At 74.0% G+C, this 14,780-nt stretch carries 14 protein-coding genes; 8 read left to right on the top strand and 6 right to left on the bottom strand.

The features are described 5' to 3' along the window. Nucleotides 1-5 precede the first annotated feature (5 nt). Entirely contained in the window at nucleotides 6-734 is a 729-nt protein-coding gene (locus tag CRT23_RS03950; protein WP_103708690.1) for a peptidoglycan-binding domain-containing protein, read from the top strand. 31 nt (nucleotides 735-765) lie between these two features. Further along, nucleotides 766-1,107: a DUF1491 family protein gene (locus tag CRT23_RS03945; RefSeq protein WP_103708689.1), complete on the top strand. Its 342-nt coding sequence runs from the start codon at nucleotides 766-768 to the stop codon at nucleotides 1,105-1,107. Between the two features lie 45 nt (nucleotides 1,108-1,152). Here the strand turns inward: CRT23_RS03945 and CRT23_RS03940 are convergent, their stop codons facing one another. The 4 genes from CRT23_RS03940 to CRT23_RS03925 all read right to left on the bottom strand — a co-directional run bounded on the left by CRT23_RS03940 (nucleotide 1,153) and on the right by CRT23_RS03925 (nucleotide 7,279). Continuing rightward, nucleotides 1,153-2,277, bottom strand: coding sequence for a DUF2336 domain-containing protein (locus CRT23_RS03940; protein WP_103708688.1), 1,125 nt, complete (start codon nucleotides 2,275-2,277; stop codon nucleotides 1,153-1,155). A gap of 151 nt (nucleotides 2,278-2,428) precedes the next feature. Further along, nucleotides 2,429-4,060 carry a heme biosynthesis HemY N-terminal domain-containing protein gene (locus CRT23_RS03935; RefSeq protein ID WP_103708687.1) on the bottom strand — a complete coding sequence of 544 codons (1,632 nt, stop codon included), beginning with the start codon at nucleotides 4,058-4,060 and terminating at the stop codon, nucleotides 2,429-2,431. Nucleotides 4,061-4,195: 135 nt separating this feature from the next. Next, on the bottom strand, nucleotides 4,196-6,424 hold the full coding sequence (locus tag CRT23_RS27685) for a translation initiation factor 2 (protein ID WP_181017247.1): 2,229 nt from the start codon (nucleotides 6,422-6,424) through the stop codon (nucleotides 4,196-4,198). Nucleotides 6,425-6,553: 129 nt separating this feature from the next. Further along, the gene (locus CRT23_RS03925; protein ID WP_103708686.1) at nucleotides 6,554-7,279 is read right to left on the bottom strand and encodes a uroporphyrinogen-III synthase; all 726 of its coding nucleotides are present in this window, start codon (nucleotides 7,277-7,279) and stop codon (nucleotides 6,554-6,556) included. Nucleotides 7,280-7,440: 161 nt separating this feature from the next. Here CRT23_RS03925 and tsaD point away from each other — a divergent pair, with 161 nt between their 5' ends. The 5 genes from tsaD to CRT23_RS03900 all read left to right on the top strand — a co-directional run bounded on the left by tsaD (nucleotide 7,441) and on the right by CRT23_RS03900 (nucleotide 11,411). Continuing rightward, nucleotides 7,441-8,484 (top strand): tRNA (adenosine(37)-N6)-threonylcarbamoyltransferase complex transferase subunit TsaD, encoded by a 1,044-nt coding sequence (gene tsaD / locus CRT23_RS03920; RefSeq protein WP_055955126.1) that lies wholly within the window; start codon nucleotides 7,441-7,443, stop codon nucleotides 8,482-8,484. Further along, nucleotides 8,477-9,355 (top strand): GNAT family N-acetyltransferase, encoded by an 879-nt coding sequence (locus tag CRT23_RS03915; protein ID WP_103708685.1) that lies wholly within the window; start codon nucleotides 8,477-8,479, stop codon nucleotides 9,353-9,355. The genes tsaD and CRT23_RS03915 overlap by 8 nt, the downstream gene beginning before the upstream one ends. Continuing rightward, entirely contained in the window at nucleotides 9,352-10,341 is a 990-nt protein-coding gene (locus tag CRT23_RS03910; RefSeq protein ID WP_103708684.1) for an NAD(P)H-dependent glycerol-3-phosphate dehydrogenase, read from the top strand. The genes CRT23_RS03915 and CRT23_RS03910 overlap by 4 nt, the downstream gene beginning before the upstream one ends. Further along, nucleotides 10,338-10,802, top strand: a complete 465-nt coding sequence (locus CRT23_RS03905; RefSeq protein WP_103708683.1) for an opioid growth factor receptor-related protein — start codon at nucleotides 10,338-10,340, stop codon at nucleotides 10,800-10,802. The genes CRT23_RS03910 and CRT23_RS03905 overlap by 4 nt, the downstream gene beginning before the upstream one ends. A 192-nt stretch (nucleotides 10,803-10,994) precedes the next feature. Next, nucleotides 10,995-11,411, top strand: coding sequence for an EVE domain-containing protein (locus CRT23_RS03900; protein WP_103708682.1), 417 nt, complete (start codon nucleotides 10,995-10,997; stop codon nucleotides 11,409-11,411). Nucleotides 11,412-11,477: 66 nt separating this feature from the next. Here CRT23_RS03900 and CRT23_RS03895 read toward each other — a convergent pair whose 3' ends face one another. Both CRT23_RS03895 and CRT23_RS03890 read right to left on the bottom strand, forming a co-directional pair. After that, entirely contained in the window at nucleotides 11,478-12,137 is a 660-nt protein-coding gene (locus tag CRT23_RS03895; RefSeq protein WP_103708681.1) for a response regulator transcription factor, read from the bottom strand. Continuing rightward, entirely contained in the window at nucleotides 12,134-13,627 is a 1,494-nt protein-coding gene (locus CRT23_RS03890) for an ATP-binding protein (RefSeq protein WP_103708680.1), read from the bottom strand. The genes CRT23_RS03895 and CRT23_RS03890 overlap by 4 nt, the downstream gene beginning before the upstream one ends. A 49-nt stretch (nucleotides 13,628-13,676) precedes the next feature. Here CRT23_RS03890 and CRT23_RS03885 point away from each other — a divergent pair, with 49 nt between their 5' ends. Continuing rightward, nucleotides 13,677-14,621, top strand: a complete 945-nt coding sequence (locus tag CRT23_RS03885; protein ID WP_181017246.1) for a hypothetical protein — start codon at nucleotides 13,677-13,679, stop codon at nucleotides 14,619-14,621. The last annotated feature ends 159 nt before the right edge of the window (nucleotides 14,622-14,780 follow it).

Below are 14,780 nucleotides of genomic sequence, written 5' to 3'. Positions count from 1 at the left end.
ATCGAATGCGCGAGCCGCAAGCACGCCGCGACCAGCGAGAGATCATCGTTCCGTCCCGCGGCCGCGAGGCCCGGCCCGTCGCCCGGCGTCGGCCGGCCCCCGGCGGCGTGGCGGGGTTCGGGAGCCTGGCGGGGTTCGGGGCCCTGGCGGGAGGGGCGGGCCGCGCCATCCTGCGCCATCCCGGCGAGGTCCTGGGAGTCGCCGTCGTTCTCGGCGCCGTGTCGATGATCTGCCTGAACGCGCTCGGCTACCAGATGGGCCGCCATCCCGCGCCGATCTTCCCCAAGCTGCCCGCCAAGCCAGCGCTCGCCCGGGCCGCCGAGGCCCCGAAGCCGGCTGCCGCCGCGGTCGCGAAGCTGGAGGCCGCCAAGCCTGAGGCGTCGGGAAAGCCCGAGGCGTCCGGAAAGCCCGAGGCATCGAAGCCGGACCCGGCCCGGGTCGAGGCGGCACGCGCGCCGCGGGACGGCATCGGCGAGATCATCCGGTCCGGCGAGCCGGCCGGTGCGGAGACCACCGCCTCGGTGACGACCCTCGGGGGCCTCTCCGTCGCCCAGGCGCAGCGCGCCCTGGTCAAGCTCGGCTACGGGCCGCTGAAGGCCGACGGCCTGATGGGCGCGAGCACCCGGGCGGCGCTCGAGAAGTTCGAGCGGGACCGCAAGCTGCCGGTCAAGGGCGAGCCCTCGACGCGGACCTTCCGCGAGCTCGCCACCCGCGCGGGCGCCTCACGGGGCTGATCCGGCGGGGCGGCGTGCTATAAACCGGCGCATGGCACGCCTGCGCTCGGATTTCTGGGTCTCCGCCCATCTTCGCCGCCTCGGGATCGAGGGCATCGCCGCGGTCCAGCGCCGCCGCGGCTCCCCCGAGGCGGGGGCGATCTTCGTGAAGGTCGATCGCCTCGACGGCAGCGCCGATCTCTACGGCCCGGCCCCGCAATCCCTCGTGGACACCGAATCCGACGGCGACCGCCGCTTCGTGGCCCTGCTCAGCGAGGCCACGCCCGCCGACGTGGAGGTGCGCCTCGGCAAGGAGCTGCGCTTCGACGACGACCTCTGGATCGTCGAGATCGACGACCGCGCCGGGCGCCACCGCCTCGACCTCGCCGAGTAAGCGGATTCGCGCAGGCGTTTCGCGCGCGGCCGGTTCGAAGGCGAATCAGTTCGCCTGGCGCTGCCGGCTCGGCAGGGGCGTGCGCAGGGGCGGGCGCTCGCTGGCCGAGGCCTGCGCCCGGGGGCGCTGCGCGTCCGGGGCGTGGTAGGGCTGGTGCGCCGTGCCAGCCGCCCGCTCGGGCGGGGTCCAGTCGAGGATCGCCGCCAGCAGGTCGCGGGCGGCGACGCGCGGCAGGGTGCGGAACAGCTTCACCAGGTTGAACACCCGGTCGACCGACTGGGCCACGGTCTCGTTCAGGGTGAGGTAGATGTAGACCGCCTCCTCCTCGTGCAGCCCGGCGCCGCGCAGGGCGACCGTCAGCAGCTCGTAGCGCAGCGACGGGTCGGGGGTGGTGGCGAGGAAGCCCTTGGGCAGGGCGAGCAGCTCGGTGAGGGCGGCCACGAACCCGGCCACGTCGCCCCGGGCGGAGAAGCCGGTGAGCACGGCACCGGCCTCGCGCGGCGCCGGCGGGGCCGGCCTCAGGGCCGCCGTCGCCATCATCGCGTGACCGATCGCCTCGCGGCGGGCCTCGTCCGCCAGCAGGAACAGCGGCGCCACGTCGGCATGGGCGAGGTCGTGACGGGCGAGGAGCGCCCGGGCGAGGTCCGGAATCTTGCGGGCGCGGGCGACGATGCGGGCCAGCATCTCGCCCTGGAGGGCCACGGCCGGATTGGCGGCCAGCGCCCGGTCGATGGCCGGATCCTCGCGGCCGATCAGGTCCAGGACGGTGGCGCGGCTGAGGTCGTGCCGGGTGGCGATGGCGGGGCCGAGTTCGGCGTCCCCGGCGAGGGCGGCCTGGATCATGGCCTGCGTGAGGATCGGCGCGTGGGCGATGACGGCGTCCCGGGCGCCGCCGCCGCGCTCCACCAGGGCGGCCAGGAGGGCGGGCGGCGTGTCGGGGAAGGGCGCGAGCTTGCGGGCGACGATCTCGGCGGTCTCGGCATCGACGATCGGGATCAATCCCCCGGCCAGGGAGGCGAAGGCCGCGAGCGTCTTCCGGTCCCGGACCACCGCCGAGAGAAAGAGATCCGTCTGCACCCGAAGGATGACGGGTTTCAGATCGAGGTTGTCGAGACGCGACAATTCGATCAGGCCGGAGAGGTCCGGCGCATCGTCGAAAGATGGGGACATGGCACTTCGGTTACGCAGAACTCGCTGATCGGGAGGATTAGCGGAATTGCGTGAACCGACCTTTAAGGACGGTGGCTCGGAACCGTCCCTGCATGCGCCATGCTGGCCCCGAGCCCGGTGACGCAACCGGGCTCGGGGCGACGTTCGCCGATCAGCCGGCGCGGCGGGGCTGGGTGCCCTCGCCGGCCTTCGGCGGCGGAAACACCACGGGGGTCGGCGACTTGGCCACGAGGGGCCCCGCGGCCGCGGCCGCAGACGTGCTGCCGGCAGCGGACGGCGCGGCGGCGGCCGCCATTCCGGCGGCCACCGGTGCCGTTTCCTTGGCGGTGGACGGGAACAGCACCGTCGTGGGCTTCGGCTCGGCTGCGCCATCCGCCTTCGATGGCGCCGGCGGCATCGGCATCGCGGTGGTGGCCGGCGCAGGGGCGGTCATGGGACCGGCGAGAGCGCCCTCCGGGGCCGTCTCGTCCGTGTCGTCCGGCGCCTCGGGACCGGCGATGAGCTCGGTCGGGGTCTTCCAGACGAAGGCGTCGAGGCGGCCACTCACCGGCGAGACGGGCGCCCAGGTCTCGGACGCGATGCCGTCGGCGATCCAGAGCGGATCGCGCGGGGCATGCGCGGCGCGGGAGAGCCACTCGCGGGCCCGGCCCGAACCGGAGCCGTGCTCGGCCTCCTCAATGCGGGCCATGGTCAGGCAGGCGCGGACCGTGGGCCGGTCGGCCAGGAGCGGCGCCAGGGCCTCGCGGGCCTGGCCGAACTCACGGGCCTCGTAGGCCGCCTGCGCCATGGCGAGGCGTGCTTCCGGGTGCCAGGACGAGATCTTCGCCAGGGTCTCGGCGCGGGCCATGCGGTCGCGGACGGAATCGCCGGTGCGCAGGTTCAGGTAGGTCTTGGCGAGGTCCGGGTGCGGCCCGGCGCGCCAGGCGGCCTCGATGATCTTGGCGCCCTTCCGCAGGTCGCCCCGGCGCACCATCAGGCGCGCGGCCAGCACCGCGGCCGGGACGAGGTCGGGGGCGAGCTTGACCGCCTTGAGGACGCGCTCGGTGGCGGCCTCCGGCTCGCCGGCCTCGCGCTCCTGTGCGGCGGCGGTGAGCAGGACGGCGCGCTGGCGCCGGGCGGTCGCCTTGTCGATCAGGCCGAGGGAGGCACGGCGCTCGACGGTCTCGTTGGCGCCGCTCCAGTCGCCGTCAGCGCATTGCGCCTCGAGCACGGCCTCGTTGGCCCAGGTGACGCTGGGCGCGAGGCGGGCGGCCTCGGCGGCGTAGGCACGGGCGGAGGCATCGTCCTCGCGGCGGCGGGCCTCGACGAACAGGCCGCGCAGGCCGAGCACGCGGGTCTCCGGGTCGTTGACCATGCGCTGGAAGGCCTGCTCCGCAGCCTCGCGATCACCGGAGATCTGGGCGGCCTGGGCCTTGAGGAGCAGGGTCAGGGGCTCGGCGCCGAGCAGCCGCTCGGCATCGTTGGCGTGGCGGCGGGCGGCGAGGGGATCGCCCGACCCCACCGCGACCATGCCGCGGGACAGGGCCGAGAAGCCCTTGGCCCGGCGCCGGTCGCGCGAGCCGCGCACCAGCGTCTCCGGCAGGGTGATGAAGCCCCGCACGATGGCCCAGATGAAGCCGATCAGGATGGCGGCGATCAGGACGCCGATCAGCCCGATAGCCAGGCTGGTGGCCACCTCGTAGCCGTTCCACACGATGGTGACGGTGCCGGGATGGTCGGCGACCCAGGTCGCGCCATAGGCGGCAACCGCGAGAAGGGCCAGGAAGGCGAGGGCGCGCCACATGAGATCAGAAACTCCTGGGAGTGGCGTCGGCCGGTCCGGCGACACCGAGAGTCGGGGGCGGGAGCGTTCGGCGCTCCCGCGCGAAATCCGGGTGGCCGCGCAGTCCGCCCGAGGGCAGGGCGCGCGGCCGCACGCTCAACGGGAGGCGCCGGTGGCGGGCAGGCCCTTGAAGGCATCGGCGAGCAGGCCCTGGGCGGCGTCGCCGGCGGCGGCACGCGAGGCCAGCTTAGTGCCGAAATCGCCGGCTTCGGCCCGTGCCGCCTCGGGCAGCGCCGCGAAGGCTTCGGCCGCCTCCTTGATCGCGCCGCGGTCGAGGGCGTCCTGCACCTTCGGGGCGGTGTCGGGGGCCTGCGCGGCGCCGGTGCCGCCGGCGGCCGGGCTGTCGACGCGCCGGACCTGGACGATCGACTCGGCCATGCTCATCAGCTTGGTGCCGATGTCACCGGTCTCGGCCACGGCCTTGCTCTGGGCGGCCCGGCGCTTCGCCGCGATCTTCTCGGCGATGGGACGGAACTCGGCCGCGAGCGAACGGGCCGTCGGCGCACCCTTGTCGGCGAAGGCCGCCACCGCCGTGAGGCGGGCCGGGTCGCCCGGCTCCAGCCCGCGCAGGGCCGAGAGCGCGTCCGCATAGGGGGCTCCGGTGTTCAGGGCGGTCACGATCCGATCGGCCGACACGACGCGCAGGGCGGCCTGCAGGGTCGCGGTCTCGGCCCGCTCGGAGACGGCCTTGTCGAGGCCGGCGATCTTGTCGGCCTGGGCCTGGAGCTGACGCTCCACCGCCTTGGCCGTCTCGGCCGCCTGGATCTTGTTCGCGTCGGCGACCTTCTCGCTCGCCTGGGTCGCGGCCTGGACCGCCTCGGTGGCGGCCTGGACGCGGGCGTCCAGCGACTGCTGGAGGGCGGCCACCTTCTGGCTCAGCGCCTGGGCCGCCTCGGCATTGGCCTTGGTCTTGGCCTCGACGTCGCCCTGGAGGGCGGCGAGCTTCGGAGCAAGGTCGGGCTGCGCGGCGGGCTTGGGTGCGGACTCGACCTTGCCCTCGACGGTCTTCAGGCGCTGCTGCAACTCGGCGAGCTGCGGTCCTGCGGATGGGGTGACCGCCATCCGGGCGTCGGAGCCCTGGTCGCGGCCCGGCTCTTCCTGCAGCGCCGAGACGCGCTGGTCCAGGGCGTCGAGGCGGGCGACGAGATCGGCCGGCACGGCGGCCGGGGCTGCCGCCGCGGTCGGCGCTCCCTCGACCGGAGCCGGCGCACCGCCCTGGGCCGCGTTCGCCTTCTCGAGGGCCTGGCGTGCCGCCGACACGGCCTCAGGAACGGCCTTGAGCGCCGCCTCGTTCGCTGCGACCCGCTTGTCCAGGCCTGCCACCGCATCCTTCGGGGCGAGGGCGGCGATCCGCTGGTCGAGGGCGGTGATGCGCGCATCCTCGCCCGGCGCCATCAGGCCGCTGCGCGCCACGCCGAACAGGAGGCCGGCCCCCACCACGCCGCCGAGCAGGCCGGCGGTGACCAGGGAGCCGAAGCCGGCCCCGGTGGACGCGGCCGGTGCGGTCGCGGCGGCCGGGGTGATGCGCGGCGTCGTCGGACCACCGGCCTTTGGAGGCTCCGCGGAGGTCTTCGAATCTGAGAGCTTGCTGTCCGCGGTCTTGCCGTCCGCCGGCTTGCCCGGCATCCCTGCGGCAGCACCGGCAGCACCGGCAGCACCGGCAGCACCGGCAGCACCGGCAGCACCGGCCGGCTTTGCCGGCGGCACCGGATCCGGCATGCGCTTGGCCTTCAGGTCGATGATCGGACCGTCGGTCACCGACTGGCCCGGACGCGCGCCGGGCTGCGTTCCGGCGAACCCGCCGGGTCGGGGCGGCTCGGATTTTCCGGTCTCGGCCTTGAACGGTTCGGTCTTTGAGGTGTCGGGCTTCGACGGATCGCTTTTCGAAGCGTCGGGCTTCGAGGGATCGAGCTTGAGGCCGTCCGGCTTCGGCGCGTCGGCCTTGATCGCATCGGTCTTCGCGGAGCCGACGGCCAGCGGATCGGGCCGGGTCAGGTCCGGCTTGGAGGCATCGGGCTTCACGGCGTCGGACTTGGCAGCGTCGGACTTGGCGCCGTCGGACTTGGCGCCGTCCGCCTTCGCGGCGTCGGGGGTGAGGATCGCGGCCTTGGCGGCTTCCGTCTTCACGGCATCCGTCTTCGTCCCTTCCGTGACCGGCTCACCCTTCGGGGGTGTCCCCGGAATGCTGCCGGGCTGACCCGGCTTGGTCGAGGCCTCGACCTTCGGCGGAACGGAGCCGCCCGGCGTGCCGGGCTTGCCGGGCTCGGCCGGCCGGTTGCCGGTGGGAGAGCCCGGACGGTTGGCGTCGCTGTTGGGTGGTTTCACGGTTCAAGGCTCCCTTCCCGTCTCCCGCCGCCCGGCCCGTTCGGCGCATCCGGCGCCCGGTGGGTCGAGGCTGGCGGCGCAGCTTCTTGCGCTCGTCCTAGCACCAGGGCCGCCGCCGGAGCGAGGCCCTTATCGAAATCCTGTTGGCCCGGGGGCCGGCAATCCCGCGAGGAGCGCGTCCTCTGCGGGGCGGTCGGGCACGAAATGGACCGCGACCCCGGCGGTGACCAGGGGCACGGCGACATCGGCCGACAAGCAGTAATGCGTCAGGTCTCCGAAGGCTCCGCCGAGCCCGGCCGCGTTGGCGAGATCGTGTGCCGTCTGCGCACTGCGTCGGGAATAGTGCAGCGCCCCGTCCAGGCGGCCGGCCGCGAGGGCATCCGCCGCCGTATCGGGCAGCCTCGCCACCACCTGGGCCGCATAGAGTTCCCGCACCGTGAGGCGGTATCCGGCCGCGACCAGGGAAGCGGCGGGTTCGGCCTTGCGCTCGGCCCCCGCCGCGTGGACGAGGTGCGCCCCCTCGGGCAGGGACTCCCGGACCAGCCGGGCGACGGCATGGGCGTCGCCCTCCGCCGCGCGGACGTCCGCGAAGCCCAGAGCACGGGCCACGGCGGCGGTCCGCGCGCCCACCGCGAAGGTGGCGATCGTGCGCAGGCGCGCGCGATCCTCCGGTGCCAGCGCGGAGGCCGCGTTGGCGCTCGTGAGGATGAGGCCGGCGAAGGCCTCCGCGGGCAGGCCGATCCCCGTCGGTTCGACGGCCAGGACCGGGGCGACGAGGGGCCGGTGTCCCAGGGCGGCGAGGCGCGCGCCCGTTCGCGCCGCCCCCGGTTCCGGCCGCGCCACCCAGATCCGCATTCCGCCTCGCGCTCCCAGAACCCCGCCCCCATCCATGCCGGTCTCGCCGCCCCTGGCAACCCGTCATTGCCGCCGGGGGAGGCGGACGATAGGGTGCCGCGCAATCCACGGGATACCCCGCACGCCTCCGACGAGGCCCCTTTCGAGATGATCCGCCGTCCATGAACGTCCTCGGCATCGAAACCACCTGCGACGAGACCGCCGCCTCCGTGGTCGCCCCCGGCGAGAACGGGCGCGGGCGCATCCTCTCCAACGAGGTGCTGAGCCAGATCGCCGAGCACGCGGCCTATGGCGGCGTCGTCCCCGAGATCGCGGCCCGCGCCCATGTGGAGGTGCTCGACCGGCTGATCGACCGGGCGCTGGGCAGCGCCGGCCTGCGATTGGCCCAGGTCGACGGCATCGCGGTGGCGGCCGGCCCCGGCCTGATCGGCGGGGTCCTCATCGGCCTCGTCACGGCCAAGACCCTGGCGCTGGTGGCGCGCAAGCCGCTGATCGCCGTGAACCACCTGGAGGCGCACGCGCTGACGGCGCGGCTCACCGACGGCATCGGCTTTCCCTACCTGCTGCTGCTCGCCTCCGGCGGACACACCCAGCTCGTGGCGGTGAAGGGCGTGGGTGATTACGTCCGCCTCGGCACCACCATCGACGACGCCATCGGCGAGGCCTTCGACAAGGTCGCCAAGCTCCTCGGCCTCGGCTACCCGGGCGGCCCCGAGGTCGAGCGCCTGGCCGAGACCGGCGATCCGGAGCGCTTCGCCCTGCCGCGGCCGATGCTCGGCCGGCGCGAGGCGAATTTCTCCCTGTCCGGCCTGAAGACCGCCCTGCGGATCGAGGCCGAGAAGCTGGCGCCGCTCTCCTCCGTCGACGTCGCCGACCTCTGCGCCAGTTTCCAGGCGGCGGTGGTCGACGTGGTGGTCGATCGCCTGCGGGTGGCGATGCGCGACTTCGCGAGCGTCGCGGGCCATCCCACCGCCCTGGTGGCGGCCGGCGGGGTCGCGGCCAATGGCGCGATCCGCCGGGCGCTGACCACCCAGGCCGGCGAGGCGGGCCTCGCCTTCGTGGCGCCGCCCCTGTCCCTGTGCGGCGACAACGGCGCCATGATCGCCTGGGCCGGGATCGAGCGCCTGCGCCTCGGCCTCGTCGACGACCTCACCGCGCCGGCCCGGGCCCGCTGGCCCTTCGCGGAGCCGAAGGCGGTTGCCTGAGGCCGCGCGGCTGCGCTGGCGCGACCTCGTCGAGCGGCGCCTGCCTGAGGCCGCCCGCCCGGACTGGCCGGTGCACCGCGACCATTGCTTCGCGCGCATCCTCCTCGACAACACCTGCGGCGGGCCCTGGCGCGAGAGCGTGCCGGCGCCCGCCTGGGCGAACCTGACCCTCGACCAGCTCGGCGCCGCCACCGACCTCGGCGAGGCGGTCCTCGTGGGACGGGCCGACCTGTTCGCGCTGAACCGGCGCTCGCTGGCCCTGCGCGGCAAGCTGCGGCAGGCCGAGGCGGTGCCGCCGCCGGAGGGCCTTCGTGACGGGGATCTCCTGTTGCGGCCCTGGCAGGCGGGCGACGAGGCCCGTTTCGCCGCCCTCAACGCCGACCCGGAGGTCATGCGTCACTTCCCCGCCACCAAGGACGTGGCCGCGAGCCGGACCGAAGCGCGGACCTGCGCCCGGCGCTTCGTGGCGGACGGCTTCGGCCCCTGGGCCGTCGCGCTGGAGGGACACGGGTTCGTCGGGATGATCGGCGGCGCGCGTCTGCTGCGCCCCATGCCGTTCCCGGGGGGCGAGCGTCCGGGCGAGACCGTCGAGATCGGCTGGCGCCTGGCACGCGCGGCCTGGGGCCGCGGGATCGCCACGCGGGGCGCCCGCCTCGCCTTGGCCGACCTGTTCGGCCGCTGCGGCCTCACCGCGGTCGTCGCCTTCACGGCCGAGGCGAACGCGCCGTCGCGCCGGGTGATGGAGCGCCTCGGCATGCGCCCGGAGGGCGGCTTCGCGCATCCGGCCCTGCCGCCGGGACATCCGCTGCGTCCGCATCTCCTATATCGTCTGCGGGCGGACCACTTCACATCGCGAGGGACCAGCGCATGAGGCGGATCGGAGTCGTCGGGGGCGGTGCCTGGGGCACGGCCCTCGCCAACGCGGCCGCCGCGGCCGGGCACGACGTGACTCTGTGGCTGCGCGACCCGGAGGCCGCGGCGCGCCTGCAGGACGCCCGCGAGAACGCGCGCTACCTGCCCGGCGTGCCCCTGCACCGCCGCATCGCCGTCACCGCCGGCTCCGCCGACCTCGCCGAGGCCGGGACGCTGCTGATGGTGACGCCGGCCCAGACCCTGCGCGGGGTGCTGGCCGAGCTGGCACCCGCCTTCGCCCGGGACGCCGCCATCGTGCTCTGCGCCAAGGGTATCGAGCGCGGCACCGACGCCTTCATGAGCGAGGTCGCGGCCGGGCAGCTGGGCGCCGCCGCCCCCGTGGCGGTCCTGTCCGGCCCGAGCTTCGCCGCGGACGTCGCCCGCAACCTGCCCACCGCCGTGACGCTCGCGGCGGCGGATGCCGCCCTGGCCGCGCGTTTGGCCGGCACCCTCTCGGGCCCGACCCTCCGGGTCTACCACACCGACGACGTGCGCGGCGTCGAGATCGGTGGGGCGGGCAAGAACGTCCTGGCCATCGCGTCGGGCATCGTCGCCGGGCGCGGCCTCGGTGATAGCGCCCGGGCCGCCCTGATCGCCCGGGCCTTCGCCGAATTGATGCGTTTCGCCCGCGCCTATGGCGGCCGGCCGGAGACGCTGATGGGCCTGTCGGGCCTGGGCGACCTGGTGCTCACCGCCTCCTCGCCGCAATCGCGCAACTTCGCCTTCGGCGAGCGCCTCGGCGCCGGGGCCTCGCCCGAGGCGGCCGCCGGCGGCAAGCTCGCGGAGGGTGCCTTCACGGCCGCCGCCCTGGTCGACCTCGCCCGCGCCCGCGGCATCGAGATGCCGGTGGCCGAGGCGGTCGCCGCCATCGTCTCGGGCGGCGCCAGCGTCGACGGCGTCATCGCCGCATTGCTGGCGCGGCCCCTGCGGGGAGAAGCCGAGTGAGCCAGCACCCCGTCCGCGCCTTCCTGGCCGGCACCGGCGACGATGGGGCCGGGCGCCGCCTGACCGACATCCTCGCCTTCGACGACGCCCATATCGAGGGCGTGCACGACTTCGTCCAATGGTGCTTCCCCCTGCACGAGGCGAGCCTCGCCGTGCCGGGCGCGCCGGTGCTGAGCCGCGCCGAGGCCGAGGCGATCCGCAACGATCCGGCGGCCCTCTCGGGCGTGCGGGCCGCCCTCGGGCGGATGACCCGCTTCTATGCCGAGACCGACGGCTGGCTGCGCGCGCACGACCACAACCATCTGCGCATCACCCGCATCCTCTCGGCCCTGTCCGATCTCCTCGGGCCCGAGGCGGCGGCTGAGTTCCACGCCTTCGTCACCGCCCGAAACGCGGGGGCCGGTGCCCCGATCAACGCCGCGAGCCTGGACTACTGGGCGTCCGCGCTGCGCAGGGCCTGACGGCCACGCTCGGCGAATGGGATGTGCGGGGCCTGAAGGCCACGCTTGATTATTGGAATTTGCAGGGCCTGAAGGCCACGCTTGGTTATCGCAATTTGCGGGGCCTGACGGCCACGCTCGGCGACTGTGATGGGCGGGGCCTAACGGCCACGCTTGGCCGGTGCTATGGAGCCGACGTCTCTGGAGAAGCGCATGGCCTACTGGCTCTACAAGTCCGAGCCCTCAACCTGGTCCTGGGAGCAGCAGGTCGCCGCCGGCGGCGCCGGAACCCACTGGAACGGCGTGCGCAACCACGTCGCCAAGAAGCACCTCATGACCATGGAGGTGGGCGAGCGCGGGTTCTTCTACCACTCGAACGAGGGCAAGGCCGTGGTCGGCATCGTCGAGGTGATCCGGCCCTATTACCCGGATGATTCCGACGCGACTGGCCGCTTCGGCATGGTCGACCTGCGCGCCGTGGAAGCGCTGCCCCGCCCCGTCACCCTGGAGGCGATCAAGGCCGAGCCGCGCCTCGCCGCCATGGTGCTCGCCAACAATTCGCGCCTGTCGGTTCAGCCGGTGACGGAGACCGAGTGGGCGGTGGTGCGCGCGATGGGCGGCCTTGGCTGAGCGTTTCGCCCGGGCGCCGGGTGGGCTTGCCGGGAGGGTTCCCTCCCTTGCCGGGCGGGACCCGTCTCAGCCCTGGCGCTGTGCCTGGGTCACCGCAACGTGGATCAACTCCGCCAGGGTGCGCAGGCCGAGCTTCTGGCGCATCATCGAGCAGGCATTGGTGATGGTCTTGTAGCTGACCGACAGGTCGCTCGCGATGGCGCCGTAGGACTTGCCCTGCGCCAGGCGCTGCAGGATCTGCAGTTCGCGCGGCGTCAGCTGGGTCTCCGGCGTGCGCTTCGGGTCGGTACGCAGCATCGCCACTTCGGTGGCCAGGCGCGGATCGAGGTAGGGGCGGCCGGACCGGACCCGCTCGAAGGCCTCGAACAGCTCGCCCGAGGCGTGGTCCTTGAGCACGTAGCCCAGGGCGCCAGCCTCCAGGGCCCGCGAGACGATGACCGGATCGTTGTGCATGCTGAACACGAGGACGCGCACCCCCGGCTGGGCGGCCCGCATCCGGCGGATCAACTCCAGGCCGGCGAGCCCGCTGCCCTGGAAGGTCAGGTCGCAGATCACCGTGGCGGGGCGGGCGCGCAGGAAGTGACGGTAGGCCGCGACCACGCTGGTGGCCTCGAGGATCCGCTCGATGCCCGCATCCTCGAGCACCCGCCGGCATCCCTGAAGCACGATCGGGTGATCGTCGATGACGAGGGTGGGGGCCTCGGGGGGAGTGGCGATCGCGTTCATGCGCTGAGAATCGGACTCGTTTCGGCGTCCCGCTCATCATCGAGCGGAATCATGATCCGGACAACCGCGCCGGGCGGGGCATTGTCAAGCCGGAACGTGCCGCCCAGGGCCTCCACGCGCTCGCGCATCCCCGATAGTCCGAGCCCGAGGCCGTGCTCGGGGGCGATGCCGCTGCCGTCGTCGCGGATGGTGAGGTGCAGGGCCCGGCCGCCCGCCATTCCCGGGACCGCCTCGTCGCGGGCCCGGACGGTGACGTTCAAGGCGCGCCCATGGCGGACCGCGTTGGTCATGCTCTCCTGGATGCAGCGGAAGACGGTGAGGTCCGTGACGTCGCCGTAGCCCCGCGCCAGCCCGTCGAAGCTGCCGGCGAAGCGCGTGCCGGCATGGCGTCGGCGGAAGTCGCGCAGCAGCAGGTCGAGGCAATCCGGCAGCGGCACCTGCCCGAGGGCGTGCGGGCGCAGGCGGTTGAGGAGGTCGCGGTTCTGGGTCTGGACCTGGCCGACGATGCTGGCGATGTCCTGGGCACGCTGCTTCAAGCGGTCCCGGTCGGGGGGCGTTTCGGCCTCGGCCATGCGGACCACCGAGGCGGCGGTGGCTTCCAGGGCGAAGAGGCAGGGGCCGAACTCGTCGTGCAACTCCAGGGCCGTGCGCCGGCGCTCGTCGTCCTGGGCTGAGAGGAGCTGGCGGTTCAGGCGCCCGTTGGCAGCGCGGGTCTCGGACAGGGCCTGCGCCACGCGGTTGAAGCGGGCGGCGATGGCGGCGAGCTCCCGGGAGGCGGGCGGTTCGAGGCGCGCGGTGTAGTCCTGCTGTTCGAGTTGGATCAGGCCCTCGGAGAGCTGCGTCAGGGGGGCCAGGACCCGGCCGAACGCCACCGTCAGGGCGCCGAGCAGGCCGAGGCTGAGACAGAGGCTCGCGAGCGACAGCGACAGGGCGTAGCCCCAGACCTCGTCGATCTCGTCGCGGGGCTGCGTGGTGATGCGGGCCGTGCCGATGCGCCGTCCCTGGGCCACGATGGGCAGGTCGTGCTCCCGGATCGCCGGGGCGATCAGCGCCGCGAACCAGGCCGGCGCGGCGTGCTGCTCGCGCCGGACCCGGCCGAGGCCCCCCGTCACGACCCTGCCTTCGGCGTCGAGGACGGTGACGCGGACGTGGCGCAGGTCGTGGATGCGCAGGGTCAGGGTCTGCAGGATGCCGGCGGGCGGGCCGGCCTGGGCGAGGTCGATGGTGTCGGAGACCAGAAGCTCGACATTCGTCATCGCCGCCTGCATCTCGACCTCGACGGCGGAGCGGGCGTTCAGCACGATCAGGGCGCAGGAGACCAGGGCGGCCAGGATGTCGATGGCGAGGACGAGGACGATCATCCGGGTGCGGGTCGACCACGAGGCCCAGTGCGGCCAGCGGCCGATCCGCTCCCGCGGGGCCGGGTCGCCGGCCGTCCGGGCGATGAGGCCCCACCGGGAGCGGGAAGCGGAGGCGGCGTCGTGAGGCATGGCGACTTGGGTGGGGCCCGTCGGGGAAACGATGCGCGGTGGTCGCCCCGTGTGTAGCGAACCCGAGGCCGGATGGCAGCGTCCCGCGGCGGTTTCGCGCTTGGTGGCCGAAGCCCTGGCCGATCCGGAGACCACCTGGACGATGGGGGGCTTCGGTGCGCTCGCGCGTTTCGGGCGCCGCCGCGACCCGTCCGTCGCCGCTCCGGCGGACGGCCGCCCCGGCCACGTCACGGCGTTCGGCGGGATCGCGCTCGAGCCGGCAGCGTCGATTCCCGTGGCCTACGAGACCGCCTTCAACGGCGGCTGGAGCCACGCCGTCGCCCTGTGCCTGCCCGGGGCACGCTGCCCTCGGGCGGGGGCCGGGCCGATCCGCGCGGCCGGATGCGACCACGGGGCGCTACGCGCGCAGAATCTTGGGGATAAGTGGTTCGACCTCGGCCTCGACCTGCCGCAGGGCCGCCTGCTCCTGCGCTCTGCAGACCCGGACACGCTCGCGCACCTCGCCGTGCTGGCCGGTCGGACCGTCGCCGACACGATCAAGGCGGTCCGGGGCCTGATGACCGCCGCCGACGTGGTGGTCACCACGCCCCTCGGCCGGATCGAGGTCTTCGGCGGTGCGCCGGCGTCTTCGGATGGGCCGCGGGCCTTCCTCGACCCGAAGATCCTGGGCCTCGGCCGCACCCACGCGGCCACCGCCCCGATCCCGTCCGGGCTGGTGCCCGTCGCGCAATTCACGCCGCCGCATCCCTGCCGGGACGGCGCGGGCCGACCCCGCCCCTTCGATCCTGGGGCGCATGCGACCTTCCAGGCGGTCCTGAGCCGCTGGGGCGACCCGGAGCTGGTCCGCCTGAAGGCGCGCTTGCTCGCGGGGGACACCGTCGCGCCGCTGGCGGCGAATCGTGCGACGCGCGCCGTTTCGCGCCTCGTTCAGGTTCAGATCGCTGCAGCAGCGAACCAGGACAGTGCCAAGTCGTCTACAGACACCCCTCGTTAAACCTGTTGGCTCTATTCAGATTCGTGCCGCGCCTGATCCGAGCCTGTTCAAGGATTGGGTTAAGGACATCTTCATGCCCCATTGCGGCGCCTCTTTCGTTACACGCAGGTGTCGCCGCTCCGGCGTCGCCGCGCCGGTCGTGCACGACCAGCGCCGCGT

This window comes from Methylobacterium sp. V23, assembly GCF_002917135.1.
GTDB lineage: Bacteria > Pseudomonadota > Alphaproteobacteria > Rhizobiales > Beijerinckiaceae > Methylobacterium.
Note: the sequence above shows the minus strand (reverse complement) of the source record. Positions and strands in the feature narration are given on the sequence as shown.

What these genes read in the sequence shown, in the direction of transcription:
- CRT23_RS03950 (WP_103708690.1), top strand. Translation starts at nt 6, where the DNA reads ATGCGCGAGCCGCAAGCACGCCGCGACCAGCGAGAGATCATCGTTCCG.
- CRT23_RS03945 (WP_103708689.1), top strand. Translation starts at nt 766, where the DNA reads ATGGCACGCCTGCGCTCGGATTTCTGGGTCTCCGCCCATCTTCGCCGC.
- CRT23_RS03940 (WP_103708688.1), bottom strand. Translation starts at nt 2,277, where the DNA reads ATGTCCCCATCTTTCGACGATGCGCCGGACCTCTCCGGCCTGATCGAA.
- CRT23_RS03935 (WP_103708687.1), bottom strand. Translation starts at nt 4,060, where the DNA reads ATGTGGCGCGCCCTCGCCTTCCTGGCCCTTCTCGCGGTTGCCGCCTAT.
- CRT23_RS03925 (WP_103708686.1), bottom strand. Translation starts at nt 7,279, where the DNA reads ATGCGGATCTGGGTGGCGCGGCCGGAACCGGGGGCGGCGCGAACGGGC.
- tsaD (WP_055955126.1), top strand. Translation starts at nt 7,441, where the DNA reads ATGAACGTCCTCGGCATCGAAACCACCTGCGACGAGACCGCCGCCTCC.
- CRT23_RS03910 (WP_103708684.1), top strand. Translation starts at nt 9,352, where the DNA reads ATGAGGCGGATCGGAGTCGTCGGGGGCGGTGCCTGGGGCACGGCCCTC.
- CRT23_RS03900 (WP_103708682.1), top strand. Translation starts at nt 10,995, where the DNA reads ATGGCCTACTGGCTCTACAAGTCCGAGCCCTCAACCTGGTCCTGGGAG.
- CRT23_RS03895 (WP_103708681.1), bottom strand. Translation starts at nt 12,137, where the DNA reads ATGAACGCGATCGCCACTCCCCCCGAGGCCCCCACCCTCGTCATCGAC.
- CRT23_RS03890 (WP_103708680.1), bottom strand. Translation starts at nt 13,627, where the DNA reads ATGCCTCACGACGCCGCCTCCGCTTCCCGCTCCCGGTGGGGCCTCATC.